The following is a 925-nucleotide window of genomic DNA, read 5'->3' as shown; positions in this document are numbered from 1 at the left end:
CTCTGGCGTGCAGTCGGCAACATCTGCGACCTGTTCGAGCCCGAAGAATGTTGGAACTACCTCAAGGCCGCTGGCTATGTTGCAGATTAATCGCCTGACGCTCTAGCTAGTCAATTAAGATCGATCATAAGCCACACGTTCTGTGCGGATTGCTCCATGAAGCCTACTCTCGATTTTTTTCTGTCTCTGATCGCTCTCGTCGCCTCTGCGCCCGTGATATTGGGTTGCATGATTGCGATCCGGTTCACATCGCTCGGTCCGGCCATATTCCGACAGGTACGCGTGGGCCGGAACGAGAAGCCTTTCACCTGCTTCAACCTGAGAACCATGTACGCAAACACCGGTGACTGGCCGAGCCATGAGGCCGACGAAGCGGCCATCACGCCGTTTGGCCGCAACCTGCGACGGACAAAGCTGGACGAGTTGCCGCAGCTCTGGAATATTTTGACCGGCGACATGAGCTCTGTCGGGCCGCGACCCTGCCTGCCGTCCCAGAAAGCTCTGATCGACGCTCGCCGCGCCCGCGGACTCTATTCCATCCGGCCCGGCATCACCGGCGTGTCGCAGATCGCGGGGGGTCGACATGTCCCGACCGGAGGAATTGGCGGAATGCGACGCCACCTATCTGTCGGACATATCGATAGCGACCGATCTTCGACTGATTACCGCGACCGTCCTAGGAGCCGGCCGAGGCGACCGCGTAAGTCCGAAAGTTGACTTGGATTAAATCCCCCGCAACGCTCGGCAATCAGATCTCCCAGCGGCATCGCCGCGGTTCGCGCCCACACAAGCAGGCCAGCGAGCTATGGCGGAAACTGGGTGATGGGGCCTGAGAAGGCGGCGTATCGTGGCGGGTGCTGAAGCCTGCCAGAACCTCCCGAAGGAGCGATACGCCTGTGTGGTTGCCGCCCGTGATGCAAGAAGT

Annotated in this window: 1 protein-coding gene; it reads left to right on the top strand. The window is 59.9% G+C overall.

What is annotated here, in order from left to right:
• Positions 1–156: 156 nt before the first annotated feature.
• Positions 157–717 carry a sugar transferase gene (locus VSX60_RS22410; protein ID WP_327626440.1) on the top strand — a complete coding sequence of 187 codons (561 nt, stop codon included), beginning with the start codon at positions 157–159 and terminating at the stop codon, positions 715–717.
• The last annotated feature ends 208 nt before the right edge of the window (positions 718–925 follow it).

The sequence above is a fragment of the Aurantimonas sp. A3-2-R12 genome, assembly GCF_036016755.1.
Classification (GTDB): domain Bacteria; phylum Pseudomonadota; class Alphaproteobacteria; order Rhizobiales; family Rhizobiaceae; genus Aurantimonas; species Aurantimonas coralicida_A.
The sequence above is the reverse complement of the archived record's forward strand: the minus strand, read 5'-3'. Positions and strand labels throughout refer to the sequence as shown.

Excerpts from the sequence above, each read along its gene's own strand:
- VSX60_RS22410 (WP_327626440.1), top strand. The coding sequence starts at position 157 with ATGAAGCCTACTCTCGATTTTTTTCTGTCTCTGATCGCTCTCGTCGCC.